General features: G+C 34.8%; 17 protein-coding genes. 11 read left to right on the forward strand and 6 right to left on the reverse strand.

Annotation, left to right across the window (positions count from 1 at the left end):
- Window positions 1–14 precede the first annotated feature (14 nt).
- Window positions 15–734, reverse strand: coding sequence for a LytR/AlgR family response regulator transcription factor (locus FLACOL7796_RS05395; protein ID WP_173969806.1), 720 nt, complete (start codon window positions 732–734; stop codon window positions 15–17).
- Window positions 731–1,792: a sensor histidine kinase gene (locus FLACOL7796_RS05400; RefSeq protein ID WP_173969807.1), complete on the reverse strand. Its 1,062-nt coding sequence runs from the start codon at window positions 1,790–1,792 to the stop codon at window positions 731–733. The genes FLACOL7796_RS05395 and FLACOL7796_RS05400 overlap by 4 nt, the downstream gene beginning before the upstream one ends.
- Before the next feature lie 472 nt (window positions 1,793–2,264).
- Between FLACOL7796_RS05400 and FLACOL7796_RS05405 the strand changes: the two genes are divergently transcribed.
- Complete coding sequence (locus FLACOL7796_RS05405) at window positions 2,265–2,996, forward strand: hypothetical protein (RefSeq protein ID WP_173969808.1); 732 nt, start codon at window positions 2,265–2,267, stop codon at window positions 2,994–2,996.
- Between the two features lie 81 nt (window positions 2,997–3,077).
- Here FLACOL7796_RS05405 and FLACOL7796_RS05410 read toward each other — a convergent pair whose 3' ends face one another.
- Window positions 3,078–4,493 (reverse strand): alkaline phosphatase, encoded by a 1,416-nt coding sequence (locus FLACOL7796_RS05410; RefSeq protein ID WP_173969809.1) that lies wholly within the window; start codon window positions 4,491–4,493, stop codon window positions 3,078–3,080.
- Window positions 4,494–4,656: 163 nt separating this feature from the next.
- On the reverse strand, window positions 4,657–5,286 hold the full coding sequence (gene rsmG / locus FLACOL7796_RS05415) for a 16S rRNA (guanine(527)-N(7))-methyltransferase RsmG (RefSeq protein WP_173969810.1): 630 nt from the start codon (window positions 5,284–5,286) through the stop codon (window positions 4,657–4,659).
- A gap of 107 nt (window positions 5,287–5,393) precedes the next feature.
- Between rsmG and FLACOL7796_RS05420 the strand changes: the two genes are divergently transcribed.
- The 6 genes from FLACOL7796_RS05420 (at window position 5,394) to FLACOL7796_RS05445 (ending at window position 12,424) form a co-directional block, all read left to right on the forward strand.
- Window positions 5,394–6,488: a fatty acid desaturase family protein gene (locus tag FLACOL7796_RS05420; protein ID WP_173969811.1), complete on the forward strand. Its 1,095-nt coding sequence runs from the start codon at window positions 5,394–5,396 to the stop codon at window positions 6,486–6,488.
- A gap of 67 nt (window positions 6,489–6,555) precedes the next feature.
- On the forward strand, window positions 6,556–7,746 hold the full coding sequence (locus tag FLACOL7796_RS05425) for a pyridoxal phosphate-dependent aminotransferase (protein ID WP_173969812.1): 1,191 nt from the start codon (window positions 6,556–6,558) through the stop codon (window positions 7,744–7,746).
- A 348-nt stretch (window positions 7,747–8,094) separates the two neighbouring features.
- Window positions 8,095–8,553 (forward strand): ferritin-like domain-containing protein, encoded by a 459-nt coding sequence (locus FLACOL7796_RS05430; RefSeq protein WP_173969813.1) that lies wholly within the window; start codon window positions 8,095–8,097, stop codon window positions 8,551–8,553.
- Window positions 8,554–8,676: 123 nt separating this feature from the next.
- Window positions 8,677–9,222 carry a dihydrofolate reductase family protein gene (locus FLACOL7796_RS05435; RefSeq protein ID WP_173969814.1) on the forward strand — a complete coding sequence of 182 codons (546 nt, stop codon included), beginning with the start codon at window positions 8,677–8,679 and terminating at the stop codon, window positions 9,220–9,222.
- Between the two features lie 48 nt (window positions 9,223–9,270).
- Complete coding sequence (locus tag FLACOL7796_RS05440; RefSeq protein WP_173969815.1) at window positions 9,271–10,293, forward strand: RHS repeat domain-containing protein; 1,023 nt, start codon at window positions 9,271–9,273, stop codon at window positions 10,291–10,293.
- Window positions 10,294–10,552: 259 nt separating this feature from the next.
- A complete protein-coding gene (locus tag FLACOL7796_RS05445; RefSeq protein WP_173969816.1) occupies window positions 10,553–12,424 on the forward strand; it encodes a peptidase U32 family protein in 1,872 nt (623 codons plus the stop codon).
- 43 nt (window positions 12,425–12,467) lie between these two features.
- On the opposite strand, the gene FLACOL7796_RS05450 is transcribed toward FLACOL7796_RS05445, so the two are convergent.
- Complete coding sequence (locus tag FLACOL7796_RS05450; protein WP_173969817.1) at window positions 12,468–13,262, reverse strand: hypothetical protein; 795 nt, start codon at window positions 13,260–13,262, stop codon at window positions 12,468–12,470.
- A 495-nt stretch (window positions 13,263–13,757) separates the two neighbouring features.
- Here FLACOL7796_RS05450 and FLACOL7796_RS05455 point away from each other — a divergent pair, with 495 nt between their 5' ends.
- Genes FLACOL7796_RS05455 through FLACOL7796_RS05470 form a run of 4 tightly spaced genes read left to right on the forward strand, consistent with a single transcriptional unit; the run spans window position 13,758 to window position 16,298 of the window.
- Window positions 13,758–14,246 carry a hypothetical protein gene (locus FLACOL7796_RS05455; RefSeq protein ID WP_173969818.1) on the forward strand — a complete coding sequence of 163 codons (489 nt, stop codon included), beginning with the start codon at window positions 13,758–13,760 and terminating at the stop codon, window positions 14,244–14,246.
- Window positions 14,243–15,403 (forward strand): formate-dependent phosphoribosylglycinamide formyltransferase, encoded by a 1,161-nt coding sequence (gene purT, locus FLACOL7796_RS05460; RefSeq protein ID WP_173969819.1) that lies wholly within the window; start codon window positions 14,243–14,245, stop codon window positions 15,401–15,403. Before FLACOL7796_RS05455 ends, purT begins: the two co-directional genes overlap by 4 nt.
- Window positions 15,404–15,405: 2 nt before the next feature.
- A complete protein-coding gene (locus tag FLACOL7796_RS05465; RefSeq protein WP_173969820.1) occupies window positions 15,406–15,723 on the forward strand; it encodes a DUF6370 family protein in 318 nt (105 codons plus the stop codon).
- Window positions 15,723–16,298 carry a Crp/Fnr family transcriptional regulator gene (locus tag FLACOL7796_RS05470; protein WP_173969821.1) on the forward strand — a complete coding sequence of 192 codons (576 nt, stop codon included), beginning with the start codon at window positions 15,723–15,725 and terminating at the stop codon, window positions 16,296–16,298. Before FLACOL7796_RS05465 ends, FLACOL7796_RS05470 begins: the two co-directional genes overlap by 1 nt.
- Window positions 16,299–16,524: 226 nt before the next feature.
- On the opposite strand, the gene aceA is transcribed toward FLACOL7796_RS05470, so the two are convergent.
- Window positions 16,525–17,805, reverse strand: coding sequence for an isocitrate lyase (gene aceA, locus FLACOL7796_RS05475; RefSeq protein WP_173969822.1), 1,281 nt, complete (start codon window positions 17,803–17,805; stop codon window positions 16,525–16,527).
- Window positions 17,806–17,817 lie beyond the last annotated feature (12 nt).

Here is a 17,817-nt window from a genome sequence, read left to right on the forward strand (position 1 = left end):
TTTGAATTAATGGATTAAATCCCGTTCTGGTTCCTGAATCGGGCCGATTGACGATTGGAGACTTCTAATAGTTCTCCGGTTTTGAGTTTTACTTCTAGCCTGCCGCCTATTGTAGTTTTTACTTCCTGAATATATTGTATGTTAATGATTTCAGTTCTGTTGATCCTGAAGAAGATATTCTTATCCAGTATTTCTTCCCACTGGCGAAGAGAACGCCTCTGAAGTGCTTTTTTATCCTGAAAAAACAATCTCGTATAATTTTCTAAAGATTCAATTAAATAGATCTCGTCTAATTGAATGAAGAATCGCTTCTCCCCGTCTTTTATAAAAATCTTTCGGTCTTTTGCCAAAGAATCATTCAGCGAGAATTTCATATTTATAGCATCTCTTATTTTTTGAATTGCTTTTGCAAAACGTTCCTCTCTTATGGGTTTCATTAAATAATCTAAAGCACTTACTTCAAAAGCTTGTATGGCATATTGATCATAGGCTGTAATAAACAAAACTGCGGGTACATTATCTAACGATTCTAACAAATCGAAACCGGATTTTTCAGGCATCTGAATATCGAGAAAAATCAAATCCGGCATTTCTGTTTCAATCAGGATCTTTGCATCATCAGCATTTTCGGCCTCGCCAATAAGTACAAAATCTTCATAGAATTGTAGAGCTCTTTTTATCTCTTCTCTTGCTAAACGCTCATCGTCGATTATAACAACTTTTATTTTTTTCATTTTGATGGAATTAAAATAGTAGCCAAAACTGTTTCGTCGTCCATCTGTATAATATTAAAAGAAGCATTTCCGTTATATTGCAGCAACAATCTTTCTTTCAGGTTCTGTAAACCAATACCTGAATCTTTAATATCATTACTTAGTTTTCCTGAGTTTTGAACTGTAATCTTTATAAAATCATTTTTCCTGTCAATTTTTACGGCAATAAATCCTCCGTTTTTTCTTTTTTCAATTCCGTGTTTTATGGCATTCTCTACAAGTGACTGAATACTGAAAGGCAGAATTAAATGCTGAGATAAATCTAAACTGGTTTCAATTTTTATTTGTAAACGTTCCTCAAATCGTATTTTTTCTAATTCGAGATAATCTTTTACAAGATCAATTTCGTCATTGAGCGATATTAATTTGCTAATATTAGTATTTAAGGAATTTCTTAAAAGTTCAGACAATAAATCAATTGCTCTTCTGGCGGCAGCAGGATTTTCTATCACCAGAAATTTTATGTTGTTTAATGAATTAAAAAAGAAATGAGGATTAAGTTGCGCACTCAGATTATTCAGTTGGGCTTCTTTTATGATAATGGATAATCGGGCATTTTCTTTTACGGTTTCTAATTCAAGTCTCGAATAATGATAAAGATGGTAGGCCAATACCCAAATTGACATTAATCTGGTTCCTGTAATAAAAACTTGCAATTGTACCGATTTAAAAAAATCTAAAAAGGAAACCGTTTCATTTTTGAAAATTAACAGGCGCACCAAATAAAGTTTTCCGATAATAAAAAACATATAGAATAAGGAAAGCACCAAAACACTGAGCGCCATTTTGGGCAATAACTCTTTTAGATTCAATTTATTCCATTTTCTTTTTAAAGCAAAATTTCGATACATATGAGTCAACGCAATACCAATCAATATATCAAATATTAAATCTGTTGCGCCCATTTTCCAGATAAAATTACCACTCAGGAAAGCTGATAATCCCCAATACAAAGAAGCAGTAGTCCACCCAATGAGTTGAATTTTCCAATATGTCGATATTACTGTAGTTGTTTTCAAAAGTAAATTTGTTAGTGCTGTAGTAAAGGTATTCCTCTAATAGAGATTGAGCAAATAAAAGTACAGGAACGAAAAATAATAGCGGATGAATGACTATTTATCTTTGTTTTGGCCTCAAAATAATGATTAAACATTCTTATCTCTTTCTTTTTGTGTCCATGTCTTTAAAAACGCCAAATCATTAAAAAACAATCACTTATAATTAAAAAATAAAAACCAAAAGCCTTTTCCCTATATTCTGACAATCTTATGTTTACAATATTTGTAATACTTTTCTTATTATATTGATTATCAACACGATAGGCGAATAAAAATCCTATTCTGTTATTTTAAAAACTTATTCTAATACTCTGAAAATATATCTCAACATAAATTTACATCCAGATTTAAAGCCGAAAAAATGAAGCAAATTCAACAGAGACTTTACAATCAAAATTTACAAAAATTCAAAAAAAGACATAAAAAAGTACCGATGAGAAATTTACAAAACACGCCTCCTATAATTGTACAGGCAAAAAGTATTGGACATCCAATTGACTTTAAATGGAACAAAAAAAAGATAGATCAGTTTTTAGATCCTTTAGAAGGAAATGATGAACTTGAACATGAATTAATGCAAATTAACCATAAAGCTTCTATGGGGCTTACTGCAGCTTTGCTTGAATGGATATACTGGAGATATACCGGATACACCAAAATGAATAATGATACCCATAAAAGAATCGAGGCTTTATGGTGCTCAATTGGTAATATCGAAAACACAAAACCATTAGTTTTTGATGCTGATTTTGATATCTCGGCATCGGGATACGTAAACGGACCTTTATGGATCGCTCTTATGAATGTAACAATGGTTGATACTATGTACAGAAGAGGATTACACGCTATTCAGAGCGAACTTATTGGACTAGTATTATTAGCACGCCACATTACACCAAGAAAACGCGTTTTTGACAAATGGTTCAACAGAACAATAGCAGTTTTAAAACGCGATTATCCATGCCAATACAGTAATGAAGATTTAGATCAAAATTACGAAGCTTTTTATGATTCATCACATGAACCTGTAATTTGCCGTGATTTTTTCTTTAATCCTGAATTCGAAAATTCTATTGAGGCATCAGAAAACGCCATCAATGAACTGATTCATAATTTAGATACTAAATCTAATCAGTTTTTATGTTTCCCAAAAAGAGCTTCTTAATTAGGATCTTCTTTTAAAACACAAACCCCACAAACTTCAATATTTTTTTGAACTTGTGGGGTTTATTATTTATCTGATAAACTAAAACTTATTCTCTACTTCTGCCGCCTGCAACATGAGATAATGCAAATCGGTATTTTTTACGAAAGGTTTTAAAAGTTCACTTCCAGGACCAAACATTGCCAACTCTACATAATCAGCAGAATGGTCCATGCTAATCCATCCTACAGAATTTATTTTGCCCTGCATTTCTGCAAAAGCTTTATAAGGTAATTTTTTGTAATTGTACAAACCATCTTCTTTATGCAAGCCATCGTAATAGCTTAAGACCGTTTTTGCGTCTTCATCAGAAACGGAATGACCATTTGCCTTTTCGATAATTTCCTTTACTTGCGAAACAGATGATTGCGGTTTTATTTGATTTAAAATCCATTCATTCGTCTGTGTGTATTTCTGGATGCTATCAAAATTATCATTGGCATCTTTACCATAAATAATTCCGGGATTCGCATTTCCGTGATCTGTCGTAATAATTACCAATGTTTCTTTGTCCTTTTCAGCAAAATCTATCGCAATTTTTACCGCCTCGTCAAATTCAATCTGATCGTTAATTAATCCGGCAATATCGTTTCCGTGCGCCGCCCAATCGACTTTCCCGCTTTCAATTTGCAAAACAAAACCATTTTTATGACCTTTCATTCTGTCAATAGCTTTTTGCGCCATTTCAGCAAGACTCGGAATTGTTTTTTGTAAATTTTCGTCGCTATTTCTGTCCACATAATAAGGTAAACCATCTTCTGCAAATACGCCTAAAATAGGCTGAGCATTAGAAGCCGCTTCCATATCAGAACGTGTTTTTACAACCTGATATCCTTTTGCTTTAAAAGCAGCAAACATATCTTTTTTATCTTTTCTTAATTCCGGACTAAAATAGTTTGAACCTCCGCCCATCATAACATCAAAACCAAGATCTAAATATTGCTCGGCAATATCATCCTGTGCATTTCTGCTTTTACTATTTACACAAAAACCAGCCGGAGTCGCATGAGTTATAGGAACCGTTGTAACACAACCCGCCATTTTTCCTGACTTCTTGAACTTTTGCCAAATTGGTAAATGAGGTTCTCCCTGCGGACTCACATTAAGTACGCCGTTATTTACTCTAAAACCACCTCCCCAGGAAGAACTTGCTGCCGAAGAATCTGTTACAATAGAACTCGCAGAAGCGGTATCCATTAGAGCTCTTGAAACTCTGTTGTCTTTGTATAACTGAATCCAGTTAGAACCTTTTCCCGTTTTTCTGTTCAGGAACAAATCAGTCATATTAAGAGTTCCTGTACTCATTCCGTCACTAACAAGTAGAATAATATTTTTTGCTTTCTTATTTTTATTTACTGACTCTAAATCTAAAATATTTGCAGAACCCTGAAACGGATTCATCACTGCGGCTCCAATCGTTAATAAAGAACCATTTTTAAAGAACTTCCTTCTATCCATTATTACTTTATTTATAGTAATTTCAAAGATAAAGAAATACGCTCAACCACAAAATTATCATTGTGTTATGATAATTGATTCAAAAGACATCTTACATAAAAAGAAAAACCCGACAGTATACTTATCAAAGCATCCCGTCGGGTTTTTATTATTTCAAAAAAGATTAAACAGTAAACTTCAAAGGCAAATGCACCACTTTTTTGGTTTCAAAAAATTCGTCTTCAAAAATCGTAGACAAATCATATAAAGTTGCTTTTGGGAAATCCTTTAATTCCTCAGTCAAATCGCCTCCTTTTAGATAAAGAATTCCGTTTTTCAACGTGTGTTTGTGCTGCTTTTTAATTTTAGTTTTAATCCAGGAAACAAAATCCGGCATATTGGTAACGGCACGACTTACGATAAAATCAAAATCGCCTTTTACATTTTCAGCACGCAATTGTTCCGCTTTTACATTTTTAAGTTCTAATGCATCAACAACGCCCTGAACCACTTTTATTTTTTTGGCGATAACATCAATCAGATAAAAACGCGTTTCAGGAAAAAGAATCGCTAAAGGAATCCCTGGAAATCCTCCACCGGTTCCAACATCAAGAACAGTTGTTCCCGGTTCGAATTTCATGATTTTTGCAATTCCAAGAGAATGCAAAACATGTTTTGTATATAAGGCATCAATATCTTTACGCGAAATCACATTGATTTTTTCATTCCAATCGTGGTATAAAAAGTCTAATTTTTGAAATTGTTCGATTTGAATGTCGGTCAAATCAGGAAAATATTTCAATATCTCATCCATTGCTCTAATTTTTTAACAAAAGTACTACTTTACAGTTGAAATATTTAACTCAATTTTGCAAATTGAAAATTTATAATAATTACCTTTGAAAACTATTTAAATTAATTATGAATAACACTGCGCCTACATTTGCTAAGCAAGACAATCTGAAGTTCTTCAGAACACTTAACTCACGAGTAAACAATTACTTCAAGGAGAACAATATTCAGAAAACAGGAAACTGGAAGTTGCACTTAAAAGCAATTATTCTTTTTGCAGTTTTTCTAACACCGTACTTTTTAATCTTAACTCTTGACATGCCATTTTGGGCTCAATTGTTACTAAACATTTTGATGGGAGTTGGAATGGCCGGAATTGGAATGAACGTGATGCACGATGGAAACCACGGATCGTATTCTTCTAAATCATGGATCAACAAGATTATGGGCGGAAGTATTTATGTTTTGGCCGGAAACGTTGATAACTGGCAAGTACAACACAATGTATTGCACCATACGTATACCAATATTCACGGTCATGACGAAGATCTTGATGCCGGAAGAATTATTCGTTTTACGCAAAACGCAGAGTGGCACCGTTTTCATAAATTTCAACACTATTATTCTTTTTTCTTATACGGACTTTTGACTTTCAATTGGGCTTTAACAACTGATTTTAAGCAAATGAAAAACTACCTAAAAAGAAAACTCTCATACGGAGCACCACAAAGTCCTACCAAATTATGGACCGTTCTTGTGATTACAAAAATCATATACATTATAATCTGGATGGCTTTACCAATGATTCTGGGCGTAACATGGTGGAAAGTAGTGATTGGATTTTTCGTAATGCACTACACAGCAGGACTTATATTAAGTATTGTTTTTCAATTGGCGCACGTAGTCGAAGAAACTTCGAACCCGGTACCAAACGAAGAAGGAGAAATGGAAAACACCTGGGCAATTCACCAATTGTACACAACAGCTAATTTTGCTCCAAAAAACAAAATAATCAACTGGTTTACCGGAGGATTAAACCACCAGATCGAGCATCATATTTTCCCGAATATCAGTCATATTCACTACGGAAAAATTGCCGAAATCGTAAAACAAACTGCAATAGAATGCAACTTACCTTATCATGAATTCAGAACCATGAGAGGCGCTGTTATTGCACATTACAAGCATCTAAAAGATCTTGGAATGAAACCGGAACTAGCATAAAAAAAATCTATTAATAATTAACCTTCCTTAATTAAAGTTGAAATTAAGGACATTCAAAAATTTTATAATGAATCATATTCTTTCAGACAGAATCAACAACTTAGCGACATCACAAACCTTAGCAATGGCTGCTTTAGCACGTGAATTAAAAGCACAGGGAAAAGACATTATCAGTTTAAGTTTAGGAGAACCTGACTTTAATACACCAGACTTCATCAAAGAAGCAGTAAAAAAAGCAGTCGATGAAAATTACAGTACATATTCTCCGGTAGAAGGTTATTTAGAATTAAGAGAAGCAATTTGCAAAAAGTTCAAAAGAGATAATAATTTAGATTACAAACCAACTCAAATTGTAGTTTCTACAGGAGCAAAACAATCTTTATACAACATTGCACAAGTAATGTTAAACGATGGTGACGAGGTTATTTTACCGGCACCATACTGGGTTTCTTATTTCGAAATTGTAAAACTTTCAGGAGGAGTTCCGGTTGAAGTTCCAACATCTGTAGATACTGATTTCAAAATTACACCAGAACAATTAGAAGCTGCCATTACACCAAAAACAAAAATGATGTGGTTCTCTTCTCCTTGTAACCCATCTGGATCTGTTTACAGCAGAGAAGAGTTAACAGCTCTTGCAAAAGTTTTAGAAAAACACCCAAACATATATGTAGTTGCTGACGAAATTTACGAGCACATCAATTTCTCAGGAACATTCTGCAGCATCGGTTCAATCCCGGGAATGTTAGAAAGAACTATCACTGTAAACGGAGTAGCAAAAGCATTCGCTATGACAGGATACAGAATTGGTTACATCGGAGCTCCGGAATTCATCGCAAAAGCATGTACAAAAATTCAGGGGCAAGTAACTTCAGGAGCAAACTCAGTAGCGCAACGTGCTACAATTACTGCTGTAGAAGCTGATCCTAGCGTATTAAACCACATGGTTCAAGCGTTCCACACTCGTAGAGATTTAGTGGTTGGATTATTAAAAGAAATTCCAGGAGTAAAAATCAACGTTCCAGAAGGAGCATTTTACGTATTCCCAGACGTTTCTTCTTTCTTCGGAAAAACATTAAAAGGAACTGAGATCAAAGATGCAAACGACGTTTCGATGTACCTTTTGGCCGAAGCTAACGTTGCAACAGTAACAGGAGATGCTTTCGGAAATCCAAACTGTATTCGTTTCTCTTACGCAACAAGCGACGATATCTTAAAAGAAGCATTACGCAGAATCAAAGAAGCTTTGGCTGTGTAATACCCTAAATAATTTTATTAAAAACGGCTTAAGGTTAAAAGTTTCATCACTTTTATACTTTAAGCTGTTTTTTTATGCGATTATTTTGGGCGTGTTTCGCCGCGGCGAACCGGGCTATTCGCTGCAAGTCCTCGCACTTCCTTCGTCAGGCTGTGGGCTTTCCACTTCTATCCCTCACGCAAACCCAACATACAGTAATTAGTGAAAATTTGTGCAATTCGTGGCAAACAAATCTTAATCTTTCAAAATTCCCATTCCACAATTTTATAAACACCCATCATAATTCTATAAGACATATCGCTTTATAAAATCCCAACTTTGTATTATAAAATTTAAAAAACATTTATTATGATACATACAGATGAAACCACAGAAAAAGCAGTTAGTACATTAGAAGGATTAATTTCAATTCTTGAAGACGGAAAACTAGGATATACCAATGCAGCTGAACACGTAAGCAGCCCGGCAATCAAAACCGACTTTCTTGATTATGCCCGCGAACGTGCTTTATTTATTGTAGAAATACAAGACGAAATCAATAAACTAGGAAAATCAACAGATACTGCAGGTGGCGGACCATTAGGAGCCATACACCGCGCCTGGATCGATATTAAATCATCCTTTACAAGTGGCGATACCGAAGCCATCATCAATGCCTGTATTACAGGAGAAGAAGCAGCTATCGAAAAATACAAAATGGCCCTTGAGCATAATCATCTTGATAGTTCTCAAATTGCAATTGTTTCAAAACAATTAAACACCATCGAAAATACTTTGGCAAAAATTAAAGCGAAAAAATTGTCATAATATTTGGCACTATTTTTTTGAGAAGAAAACTACTTGGTTAATAAACTAAGTAGTTTTTTGTTTTTAATACATCTGAAATACTATATTTTTATCTCCAAAACATAAAACAAAATTTATCGAAAAATGAAAAAAGTAATTTTAGACTTAGCTGTAACCCTCGACGGTTTTATTGAAGGTCCGAACGGAGAAACCGATTGGTGTATTATGGACGATGACATGGATTTTGATGGTTTTTTATCCAGTATCGATACTATTTTTTACGGCAGAGTAAGTTATGATATGTGGGGAAATTACCAACCGGATGAAAATGCAAATACTGATGAAAAATCGCTTTGGAAAGAAGTACATGCTAAAGAAAAATACGTTTTTTCAAGTCAACACAAAAAAGACGACAATGCCACTTTCATAAATTCTGACATCGCAAATACAGTAAACGAAATCAAGAAACAATCCGGAAAAGACATCTGGTTATATGGTGGGGCCAGCTTAATTAAAACTTTTATTCAATTTAATCTTATCGATACCTATAGAATATCCGTGCATCCAATCGTTTTAGGAAACGGCAAACCATTATTCGAAGATTTAAAAAAACGAATAGAATTAAAATTACTTGAAACCAATATTTTCAAATCAGGCGTTGTTCAACTTATTTACGAACCTATCAAATAAAATATTATTTTTATCAGGAATAAGCACAACCAAAAACAACCACCCAAAATGAAGAAAATAATACTAGGCGCCATAATGGCATTTAGCATAATTAGCTGTTCAAGCGAAGAAAATCCTACTACAACACCAGAAGTAATAGCTCCTGAACCATCAAAACCTCCAATCGTTAAAGTTCAGCTTAAACCAGCAATTACCAATAATATCAAATCATTAACAGGAAAAAAGCTTGAAGATGATTTAAAATTAGTAAAGAGAGTTTATTACTATAAAGATGTAATGAATTTTACTCAGGAAGCAGCTATTAAAGACTCATTGAATACATTTAGAGACACAATAAAGCGCTGGTGGGGAAGCAGAACCGATTATGAGTACGATGAAATGAGACAATTAAAGTCTACTAAAAAATACGCAGCAGGCTTTAATGGTAATCAGGCTAGTACAAATATAGACTTCATGGATACTTTTACCTATTCTAATAGTAAAGTAAGCACCACTACAGAAAACAGATATTTATATGATGCAAGAGGTAATATCACCGAACTAAAAACAAATGGTGATATAACTGTTCAGTATTCTTACGACGATCAGGACAGAATTACGCAGGCAAAAAGATATGAAGCCTACGATAATATTAATTTTCCAAACATTTCAGGTTATAGATTTATAATAGACTTCGTTTATCTGGATTTGGGTGATAACAAAGTAAAAGTTTCAGCCTATTACTGGATGCAGACTTTCGATAAAACAGGTCACATTGTACCAGGTCAGGAGCATCATAGCCTTAGCGATGACGTATATAATATTGACACTTCTAAACCGGGAATTTATGCCAATGAAGCTTGGTATAAAATAACAAGCTACCCTATCCTGTCTTATATGCAAACTCAAGGTAGTGATAAAATAACTTTTTCACCTACTCCAACAACTCATATTACAGACTGGCTATGGTATGCAAGCAGACCAATAAAAGAGTACTATATCTATAATAAAGAAGGTTATCTTATAAAAAAAATAACCACTACCGATTATATAAACGGAACAGCATCTTCTATAACTTTGTTTGAGTATTAATCTGATCCAAACTAAAAAGCAATCTAGTAAACAACCATTTTCCTAAAATCAGGAAGATGGTTGAGATTTGCTATCAGACAAAAAAACTGAATAAGCAGAATAATTTATCACGAAGTAAAACTTCTATTTTTAAATATCATCATTCCATATAACCCAACTATTTCAAAAAAAGTCACTTCAGTATTAGTAAACTCGAAATATTTATAAGAACTTTGCAAACTTTTTTCCGTGAATACCACAGAAGGTTAAAGTCTTAAAAATGAAGAAGATCGAAATATTAGCTCCGGCTAAAGATTTAATTGGAGGAATGGCAGCCATAAATAGTGGCGCCGATGCAGTTTATATTGGTGCGCCACAATTTGGAGCACGTTCAAATGCCAACAACTCTATCGAAGATGTTGCTGCATTAGTACAATATGCGCACTTATTTAATGCTCAGGTTTTTGTGGTTATGAATACCATTTTGTACGACAACGAACTTGAAACTTGCCGTTCAATGATCTGGGAATTATACGACATTGGTGTCGATGCCCTTATTATTCAGGATATGGCAATTATGGAAATGGACTTGCCTCCTATCGTACTTCACGCAAGTACACAATCCAATAACCGTGATGCCGATAAAATTAAATTCCTTAAAGATGCCGGAATCAAACGTGTGGTTTTAGCCCGCGAATTGAACTTACATCAAATTAAAACCATTTACGACGAAGCCGATGTTGAATTAGAATTTTTCGTAACCGGTGCATTATGTGTGTCCTTTAGCGGAAACTGCTATATGAGTGTGGCAAACGGAGAACGCAGCGCCAATCGTGGTTCTTGCGCACAAAACTGCCGTTTACCTTATAACCTAATCGACGGAAACGGAGAAACTTTAATCAAAAACAGCCACTTACTTTCGATAAAAGATTTAGATATTTCAGAGCAAATTCCAAATCTTATCGAAGCCGGAATCGTTTCTTTTAAAATCGAAGGCCGATTAAAAGATGTAGTTTATGTAAAAAACAACGTTTCTTATTTACGTCAAAAATTAGACAGCTATTTAGAAGGAGATGGACGCGGAAAATACATCAAAGCTTCTTCCGGAACTTGTACTTATACTTTTGATTCTTCTTTAAACAGAACCTTCAACCGTGGTTATACCGATTATTTTGTAAATGAAAGACACAGTTCCATTGGTTCTTGGGAAACTCCAAAATCAAAAGGTCAATATATTGGTAAATTAATCAGAACTGTTGGAAACGCTTACGAAATCGAAAATGGCGAATTGCTAAACAACGGTGACGGACTTTGTTTCATCAACGAAAACAACGAAGCTGACGGAATCTACGTAAACAAAGCCGAAAACGGTAAAATTTATCCAAACGTTTTAAAAGAAGTAAAAGACGGAACTTTCATCTACAGAAATAATGACGCCGCTTTCATTAAAATTGTAGAAAGAGAAGATAGCGCTGTTCGTAAATTAAGCACGACTTTATTACTTACAGAGACTGAAACTGGTTTCGAACTTATCGCAACCGATGAAGACGGAAATGTAAGCACCGTAAATTTAGAGCACGCAAAAGAGCAGACTAAAACCGGTGAATCAATCGAAGAAAACATCAAAACGCAATTGGCAAAAACGGGCTTCACACCTTACAAAGCCGATGAAATCAACGTTATGTTTTCTCAAAACTGGTTCCTTCCTATTTCAAAAATCAACGAAATGCGAAGAACCGTTTACGATCAGTTAACCGAAATTCGTTTGGCAAATTACAAACGCGAAGAACACCAAATAGTAAAAACGTCACATCCGTATCCTGAAACCAAATTAGATTTCATGTACAACGTTTCGAACAAAACAGCTCGTAAATTCTACGAACGTCACGGTGTAACCGAAATTGAAAAAGCATTCGAATTACAATGGGATCCAGGAAAATCTCGTGTAATGACCACCAAATATTGCATCAAATACGAATTAAAAAAATGCCCGATACATCAAAAAGACATTGTAGGCGTTAAGGTAAAAGAACCTTTGGTTTTAAAACAAGGCGAATTGGAATACAAACTAAAATTCAACTGCAAACCCTGCGAAATGGAAATCTGGGAAAAAGATGCTGAATTCGAAATCGAAGAAGATCATTTTCATTAAAAATACAAAAGCGATACTTTTTTAAGGTATCGCTTTTTTTTATTTATTTCTTTTTAGCAGTTGTTTTTGATCCTGCTTTTGGCGTTGCCTTTGTTTTTGTCGCTTTTACCTCAGATTTTTGTTCTGCTTTTTGTTCTTGTTTCTTTGGTTTCACATTATATAAAGCCACAACTTTCTCAATGTCATCATATTTATATTCTTTATCTTCAATCTTTTTAGCGATTTCCGGATTATCCTTAAAATAATAAACTCCATATTCCCTAAAAAAAGCATTATATCCTGCCGAGAGAGCATTCGAACTCATAGAAACCAATACAGGATAATCCTCATTACTTCTCTTCAAATAATGATTAACATCTCTAGAAACCACCTTCATCTTTTCCTCCTTTACCTTCTCTTTTGTCTTTTCATCCTCCACCTTAACCTCTTTTATTCCGTATTCCTCTCCACCTATATATAAAGAAGCCTTCCCTTCAATCATTTTACAGATCCAATTTTCATCAATAGTCTTAAATTCTGTACCCTTTTTTTTGTACACCTTCGTTTTTGTCCATACAAAAGTGTAAGACAGTTTTTTATTCGCATCAAAAATCTGAATTGAATCTAAATCTTTACTCGCATATTTTTCATTCTCCTCTCCTACTTTAATTTTTACTTTTTTATCAGCAGAACCAGGAAATTTAACAATCCCGCTAATTTTTTGTTTGTCTTTTTTAAAAACAATCGCATCAGCTTTTTGCTCTCCCATTCCTAACTTAAATGTAATTCCTGCCGATTGCGCTTGTAAAAGAGATGTAACGCACAAAGCACTCATCACTAAAAAAATATTTAATTTCATTCTTTTGGGGTTTTATTTATAAGCTGGCAAATATAGAAATATCGCATCGTTTTAAAGAAAGTTTCAAAGCCACCAAACATGAAGTTATGCCATAATTATTAACAAAAATTTACCCATAAAAATAATTTGGGCGTGTCCCTCCGGGCCGGGCTATCCGCTACAAGTCCTCGCACTTCCTTCGTCAGGCTGTGGGCTTTCCACTTCTATCCCTCACGCAAACAGCTTCATAAGAACTTTTACGTTATAATTTCATTTCATACTTCCCAAAATCTTGTCATTCCGAGGAACGAGGAATCTCCGCGAGTAACTCTGTTCAAATAAGCCAATCTTTGTCGAGTTTCTAGTGTGATTTCTCCCTTTGGTGGAAATGACAAACTGCATGGTTACTTTGTCTTAAAATTAAAATCTCATACAAAAAATAAATCTGCTGGATCTGCAAAATCTGCGAGAAATTAAATTCCATTTTATTTATCTTTACTCTCAAAATAATTTTAAATGGAATCAAAAAACAACATACAAAAACACGCAATTGTTGCTGGGATTTTTGTGACCTCTTTTTTTCCACTTTTAATTTTTTCCGAAAGCTATTTCATTTTCCAATGTATACAAATATGCAATTTCGGTATGTTTTGGAATCCAATTTTCTGGGGTATTATGTTTCCATTATTTATAGTTTTTCTATTTTGGATTACGGCTAAAAAAATAAGCCCATCATTAAATCAAATACGTTATTTCAAAGCTTGTTCCCAATTTTCTTTTGGAGTAAGTTTAAAAATTATAATCGCTCTTTTTACCATATATGCTGTTGGATTATTCGTAAACGGAATTTCATCAGTATTTAACGCACAAATTCCTTATCAAATTTTATTTTCAATACTGATGATTTTATTCTTATCATTTATATTAATGATTATAACTTTTATAAGCAGTTTAATAATTGTAAAAGCGAGCCAAAGCAACCAATATTTAAATCAAACAAAATGAAAATACTACTCCTCGGTTCAGGCGAATTAGGCAAAGAATTTGTCATTGCGGCACAACGAATCGGACAAACCATAATTGCAGTTGATAGTTACGAAAATGCTCCCGCAATGCAAGTTGCACACGGTTTTGAAGTCATCAACATGCTCGACGGCGAAGCTTTAGATAGAATTGTAGCCAAACACCAACCAGATTTTATAGTTCCAGAAATAGAGGCCATTCGTACCGAACGTTTTTACGATTACGAAAAACAAGGCATCACCGTTGTTCCTTCAGCGAAAGCGGCAAACTTTACCATGAATCGCAAAGCAATTCGTGATTTAGCGTCAAAAGAATTAGGTTTAAAAACGGCCAAATATCAATACGCAACTTCTGCCGAAGAATTACAAAAAGCCGTTCAGGAAGTTGGAATTCCTTGCGTGGTAAAACCTTTAATGTCTTCGTCTGGAAAAGGACAATCGACTATAAAAACAGAAAGCGATATCGAAAAAGCATGGCAATATGCTGTTGCAGGTTCTCGTGGCGATGTTATCGAAGTTATTGTAGAAGCATTTGTAGATTTTAATTCAGAAATTACGCTTTTAACGATTACTCAAAATAATAATCCAACCTTATTTTGTGCGCCAATTGGTCACAGACAAGAACGTGGCGATTATCAGGAAAGCTGGCAACCCGCTTTAGTTTCAGAAAAAGATTTATATGAAGCCCAAGATATGGCCGAAAAAATTACTGAAGCGCTTGGCGGAGCCGGACTTTTTGGAGTTGAATTTTTCCTAACCAACGATGGCGTTTATTTCTCTGAACTTTCTCCGCGTCCACATGATACCGGAATGGTAACTTTGGCCGGAACACAGAATTTCAATGAATTCGAATTGCATTTACGTGCTATTTTAAGCCTTCCTATTTTCGAAATCATTCTTGAAAAAGCCGGAGCAAGTGCCGTAATTTTAGCATCAGAAGATTCTACAAACCCTACTTTTACCGGAATCGAAAAAGTAGCTGCTTTACCAAAAACCGATTTCAGAATCTTCGGAAAACCAACTTCAAGACCTTATCGCCGAATGGGAGTTGTATTAAGTCATGACTCATTAGCCACTCCAATAGAAGAAATTGTAGAACGCGCCAAAGAAACTTCAAAATTAATAACCGTAAACTCTTAAAAATGAAAAAAGCATTATTTATATTCTTCCTATTTGTTGGAATCGCAACTCAGGCTCAGGATAAAAAAACAACCGAAAAACCTCAAATCGTAGAAACTGCTTGTGGCGAATGTCAATTTGGAATGAAAGGTAAAAGTTGTGATTTAGCCGTTCGCATTGATGGAAAACCTTATTTCGTTGACGGAACCACAATCGACGAACATGGCGACGCTCATGCCGAAGATGGTTTTTGCAATAAAATCCGTAAAGCTTCAGTAACCGGAAAAGTAGTCAACAACCGTTTTAAAGCCACTTCATTCACTTTGATAAAAGAACAATAATGGAGTTAATTCTTGAAAATATTGCCAAACACGTTTCGTTAACACCAGAAGAACAAGCTCTTTTTTTATCAAAAACCGAAAAGCATACTTATAAAGCCAAAACCATTTTACTAAGCGCCGGAGAAGTTTGTAAACATTCTTACTTTGTCAATTCCGGAATTTTAAGAAGCTTCAATATCAACGATAATATCGTAGAACATGTTCTGTCATTTGCCTGTCAGGGTTGGTGGATCAGCGATATGTACAGCTATTTTTCACAAAAACCAGGACAGCTTTTTATAGAAGTTTTAGAAGATGCAGAATTAATTTCTTTGTCTAAAGAAAACCAGGAACAATTGTTTCACGAGATTCCTAAATTAGAACGTTTTTTCAGGATATTAATAGAGAATTCATTAGTTGCCAATCAACAGCGATTAATGGACAATTTAAGTTTACCAGCCGAAGAACGTTTCGATAAATTCTGTAAAAAATACGGGACTTTAGTTCATAAAGTTCCTCAAAAACAAATCGCCTCTTTCATTGGTGTAACACCAGAATTCTTCAGCAAAATGAAAGCACGGCTTTTGAAGAAATAGTTTTTTTGCCACTCCCGATAACTATCGGGATTCGCAGATTAAAGGGATTAAAAAAATGTTGCCACGAATTACACAAATTTCCACTAATAAAATTGGTTTAAAATTGAAAATAAAATTCGTGGAAATTTGTGTAATTCGTGGCTAAAAAAATCATTTTAATCCGTGAAATCTGTGGCAAAAACAAAAAACAAAAAAGCCAGTTAATAAACTGGCTTTTTCTTTTGAATTAAAATTGCTCAACCTCTGTAGAATGTTCCATCGCCGTTATCGTTGATTTCCCTATCATCACCGTATTCTGAACAGCATCGAAATAAGAAGTTCCTACGAACGCCTGATGTTTTACCGCTCTGAATCCGCTATTCTGTAAAGCGAATTCTCTTTCCTGCAATTCAGAATATCCTGCCATTCCGCGTTCTTTATACGCTTTAGACAATTCGAACATACTCGTATTCAAAGCATGGAATCCTGCCAAAGTAATGAACTGGAATTTATATCCCATCGCAGCCAAATCTTCTCTGAATGTTTCCATTTCAGCAACTGATAATTTTGCCGCCCAGTTAAATGATGGTGAACAATTGTAAGCCAACATTTTATCCGGGAATTCTTTTTTCATGGCATCAGCAAACTTTTTAGCATAAACTAAATCCGGATTACTGGTTTCCATCCAAATTAAATCAGCGTAAGGCGCATAACTTAAACCTCGTGCGATTCCCTGATCGATTCCGCTATTTACGTAGAAGAAACCTTCATTTGTTTTTTCGCCAGTTATAAATTTAGCATCTCTTGGGTCTGCATCGCTGGTCAATAAATTAGCCGCATCCGCATCTGTTCTTGCCACAATAAGTGTTGAAACTCCCATAACATCAGATGCTAAACGAGCTGCAATCAATTTATTAATTGCTTCTTGCGTTGGAACCAAAACTTTCCCACCTAAATGTCCGCATTTTTTGGCGGAACTTAACTGATCTTCAAAATGAACTCCTGAAGCCCCCGCTTCAATCATTGATTTCATTAATTCGAAAGCATTTAAGTTTCCGCCAAAACCAGCTTCAGCATCCGCCACAATCGGAACTAAGTAATCTTTTTTATCTTCAACCCCATTTACGGTCTGAATCTGATCAGCACGTAACAAAGCATTATTTATTTTCTTTACCACCATAGGCACACTGTTTACCGGATAAAGCGATTGGTCAGGATACATTTCTCCCGCCAGATTTGCATCAGCAGCAACTTGCCAACCGCTCAAATAAATCGCTTCCAAACCAGCATCGACTTCCTGAATCGCCTGATTTCCTGTCAACGCGCCCAAACCAGCAACATAATCCTGACTTTTTAACTTTCTCCATAATTTTTGCGCTCCCATTTTGGCAATAGAATGCTCAATTTGATACGATCCCTGAAGCGTCACTACTTCTGTAGCGGTATAAGGACGTTCAACACCTTTCCATCTTGGGTTCGTAATCCAATCGTTAATCAATTCCTGAATTCTGTCTTCTGTTGTTTTCATAAATAGTTTAGT

It is taken from the genome of Flavobacterium bizetiae (assembly GCF_902804475.1).
GTDB lineage: Bacteria > Bacteroidota > Bacteroidia > Flavobacteriales > Flavobacteriaceae > Flavobacterium > Flavobacterium bizetiae.